2 protein-coding genes are annotated in these 4,129 nt (G+C 64.7%); one reads left to right on the plus strand and one right to left on the minus strand.

The genetic code is table 11. The features are described from left to right. Nucleotides 1-53: 53 nt before the first annotated feature. Entirely contained in the window at nt 54-2,846 is a 2,793-nt protein-coding gene (locus H8A92_RS39770; RefSeq protein WP_229200705.1) for a [protein-PII] uridylyltransferase, read from the minus strand. A 198-nt stretch (nt 2,847-3,044) separates the two neighbouring features. Here H8A92_RS39770 and H8A92_RS39775 point away from each other — a divergent pair, with 198 nt between their 5' ends. Further along, on the plus strand, nt 3,045-4,019 hold the full coding sequence (locus H8A92_RS39775; protein WP_229200706.1) for an aliphatic sulfonate ABC transporter substrate-binding protein: 975 nt from the start codon (nt 3,045-3,047) through the stop codon (nt 4,017-4,019). Nucleotides 4,020-4,129: the final 110 nt, after the last annotated feature.

Here is a 4,129-nt window from a genome sequence, read left to right on the forward strand (position 1 = left end):
CTTCGCGGCTTCCTCAGGATGACGGGTCTTGCACGCTCTCCCTGCGCCTTGATCTAAGCCGCCGGCTTCGCCACCTGGTCTTCGCTCGACAACAGATGCAGCAGCGCGCTCTTGATCGCGGCCTGCCGGGTCGGGGCGGTGATCTGGGCGCCGAGCAGATCGGTGACATAGAACACGTCGCGGGCGCGTTCGCCGAAGGTCGCGACATGCGCGGAGGCGATGTTGAGGTTGAGCTTCGAGATCGCGGTCGTGAGCTGATAGAGCAGGCCGGGCCGGTCGAGGCCGGAGACCTCGATCACGGTATAGCGGTCGGACCACTGGTTGTTGATGGTCACCTCGGGCTCGACGATGAACGGCCGCGCCTTGCTGCGCACCGCGCGCTTCGCCACCGCCTCGGGCAGCCGCAGTTTGCCTTCCAGCACCTGCTCGATCATCTCGCCGATCCGCGTCGCCCGGCGGCCCTCGTCATCGTCGCGATCGTATTCGCGCGAGATCGAGATGGTGTCGAGCGCGCGGCCGTCGGTCGTGGTGTAGATCTGCGCGTCGACGATGTTGGCGCCGGCAGACGCACAGGCGCCCGCGATGATCGACAGCAGCCAGGGATGGTCGGTCGCGAGGATCGTGAGCTCGGTGACGGCGCGGATCTCATCGAAGCCGACGTTGATCGCCAGCTTGTGGTCGGCCTGCTCGCTGGCGCGGATGAAACGCGCCTGGCGGATCTTGCGTTGCAGTTCGACCTTGAGCCAGTAGGCCGGATAGTGCCGGCCGATATAGGCGTTGAGCTCGGCCTCCGGCCATTCGGTGAAGGCGCGGCGGAATTCGGCTTGCGCCACCGCGATGCGCTGGGCGCGGTTGACTTCCGAGAAGCCGCCGGTCAGCACCGGTTCGGTCTCGTAATACAGCGTGCGCAACAGCTGCGCCTTCCAGCCGTTCCACACGCCGGGGCCGACGCCGCGGATATCGGCGGTGGTCAGGATGGTCAAGAGCTTCATCTGCTCGACCGACTGCACCACGGCGGCGAAATTCTCGATGGTCTTGCGGTCCGACAAATCGCGCGATTGCGCCACCGTCGACATCGTCAGGTGCTCCTCGATCAGCCAGGCGACCAGTTCGGTGTCGGCCGCGGAGAAGCCGAGCCGCGGGCACAGCCGCCGCGCCACCTTGGCGCCGGCGATAGAGTGATCCTCCGGCCGGCCCTTGGCGATGTCGTGCAGCAGCGTCGCGATATAGATCACCGGGCGGTGCTCGGGCCGGATCTTGCGGAACAGGTCGCTGGCGACCGTGAACTCCTCGTTGCCGCCGCGCTCGATGTCCTGCAGATAGCCGATGCAGCGCAGCAGGTGTTCGTCCACCGTATAGTGGTGGTACATGTTGAACTGCATCATCGACACGATCTTGCCGAAGGCGCGGATGAAATGGCCGAGCACGCCGGTCTCGTTCATCCGCCGCAGCACCGTCTCGGCGTCGTTGGAGGTCAGGATCTCCATGAACAGCCGGTTGGCTTCGTCGTTCTCGCGCAGCTGGGTGTTGATCAGCTTCAGCGAGCGCGTCACCGTGCGCATCGCGTCGGGATGGAAGGCGAGGTTGTTCTGCTGCGCGAGGCGGAAGATCCGGATCAGGTTGACCGGATCGTGCTTGAACACGTCGGGCGCAGCGAGGTTGATGCGGTTGTTGTCGACGATGAAGTCGTCGCTGCCGGCCACCCGCCGTCGCTTGGTGCCGGGCCGCAGCCGCGCCACCATCCGGCTCAGCACCGGCGCCGGCTTGTTGTGCTCTTCCTCGAGCTTGGCGCACAGGATCGCGGTGAGGTCGCCGACGTCCTTCGCGATCAGGAAGTAGTGCTTCATGAAGCGCTCGACATCCTGCATGCCGGGATGCGAGGTGTAGCCGAGGCGGACCGCGATCTCGCGCTGCATATCGAACGACAGCCGCTCCTCGGCGCGCCCGGCGAAGAAGTGCAGGTTGCAGCGCACCGACCACAGGAAATCGGCGCAGCGGCGGAAGGTGCGGTACTCCTGCGCGTCGAACACGCCGCGCTCGAGCAGCTCGTCGGTCTCGCGCACGCGGTAGACGTATTTGGCGATCCAGAACAGCGTGTGCAGGTCGCGCAGGCCGCCCTTGCCGTCCTTGACGTTGGGCTCGACCAGATAGCGCGACTGGCCGGCGCGGCGATGCCGCTCCTCGCGCTCGGCGAGTTTTGCGGTGACGAATTCCGACGCGGTGCCCTGCACCACTTCCTTGTCGAAGCGCTCGACCAGCTCGGCATAGAGCGGCTGGTCGCCGGTCAGGAACCGGGTTTCCAGGATCGCGGTGCGGATCGTCATGTCGCCGCGCGCCTGGCGGATCGATTCATCGACCGAGCGGGTGGCGTGGCCGACCTTCAGCCCCATGTCCCACAGGCAATAGAGAATGGCTTCGGCGACCTGCTCGCCCCAGGCGGTCTGCTTGTAGGGCAGGATGAACAGCAGATCGATGTCGGATTCCGGCGCCATCAGCCCGCGGCCATAGCCGCCGGTCGCGACCACGGCCATGCGTTCGGCGCCGGAGGGGATCGGCGAGTGATAGAGATGCCGGGTCGCCGCCGCATAGAGGATGCGGATGATCTCGTCCTGCACGAAGCAGAGCCGTTCGGCGCAGCGCCTTCCGTGGCGGTCCTTCAGCAGCAGCGCCTGCGCCGTGGCGCGCGCCGCGATCAGCTCGGCCTTGAGCAGCTGCGCCATCGCGGCGCGGAACTGGTCCTCGCGGCCGGCATGCTGTTCGGCGAGTGCATTGACCGCCGCGGTGATCCGCTCGGTCTCGAAACGATCGTCCGCTTCAGGGCGGACTTCGGCTACGACGCTGTCCATACGTTCATCCGATATCGGACGGAGCTGTTGCTGTCACGGACCAAAGTATAATGACAGCAGCTCCATGCTCTCGTGGCGGCGCTTCGAGCAAGATCGTTCTCGCGCCATCTCGTAAAGGGTAGAGATTTTCTCGTTGACCGCAAGGATAACTCATTGAAATAAAAGATTGTTTCTTAATCTGATCGAGGAGATCGACGAATGCAGAAATTTTCCCGGCGCACCTTCGCTGCGCTGCTCGCGGTCTCGACATTGTTGCCCGGCGCGGCGCTCGCCGCCGACGCGCTGAAGGAGATCCGGATCGACTGGGCCACCTACAATCCGGTGTCGATGGTCCTGAAGCAGAAGGGCCTGCTGGAGAAGGAATTCGCCAAGGACGGCATCAGCATCGTCTGGGTGCAATCGGCCGGCTCCAACAAGGCGCTCGAGTTCCTCAATGCCGGTTCGATCGATCTCGGCTCGACCGCGGGCTCCGCCGCCCTGGTCGCCCGGATCAACGGCAATCCGATCAAGTCGATCTATGTCTATTCGCGCCCCGAATGGACCGCGCTGGTCACATCAAAGGATTCCAAGATCGCGTCGGTTGCCGATCTCAAGGGCAAGCGCGTCGCGGTGACGCGCGGCACCGACCCGCACATCTTCCTCGTCCGTGCGCTGCTGGGCGCCGGTTTGACCGAGAAGGATATCACGCCGGTGCTGTTGCAGCATGCCGACGGCAAGACCGCGCTGATCCGCGGCGATGTCGAGGCCTGGGCCGGCCTCGACCCGATGATGGCGCAGGCGGAAGTCGAGGACGGCGCAAAGCTGTTCTACCGCAAGGCCGATGCCAACACCTGGGGCATCCTCAATGTGCGCGAGGAGTTCCTGAAAGCTCACCCGGATATCGTCCGCCGGGTGCTCGCAACCTACGAGGAAGCGCGGAAATATTCGCTGGCGAACTATGACGAGCTGAAGAAGACCTTCATCGCTGTCACCAAGCTGCCGGACGCCGTGGTCGACAAGCAGCTCAAGGAGCGCACCGAGCTGACCCACAGCCGGATCGGCAGCCCCCAGCGGGAATCGATCCTCGCCGCCGGCCTCGCGTTGCAGCAGGCGGGCGTGATCGATGCCAAGACCGACGTGAAGGCCGCGCTGGATTCGCTGATCGACGACCAGGTCCCGCTGCCGACGAATTAGCTCGGTCGCCAAACTACTCTCCGTCGTTCCGGCGAAAGCCGGGACCCATAATCACAGGCTTTTGTTGTTAGACGACGCTGTGGCTCCAGCCTGCTCCATCACCACGTCCT

The organism is Bradyrhizobium acaciae (assembly GCF_020889785.1).
Classification (GTDB): Bacteria; Pseudomonadota; Alphaproteobacteria; order Rhizobiales; family Xanthobacteraceae; genus Bradyrhizobium; species Bradyrhizobium acaciae.

Coding starts and splice junctions, on each gene's coding strand:
- H8A92_RS39770 (WP_229200705.1), bottom strand. CDS start 2,846: ATGGACAGCGTCGTAGCCGAAGTCCGCCCTGAAGCGGACGATCGTTTC.
- H8A92_RS39775 (WP_229200706.1), top strand. CDS start 3,045: ATGCAGAAATTTTCCCGGCGCACCTTCGCTGCGCTGCTCGCGGTCTCG.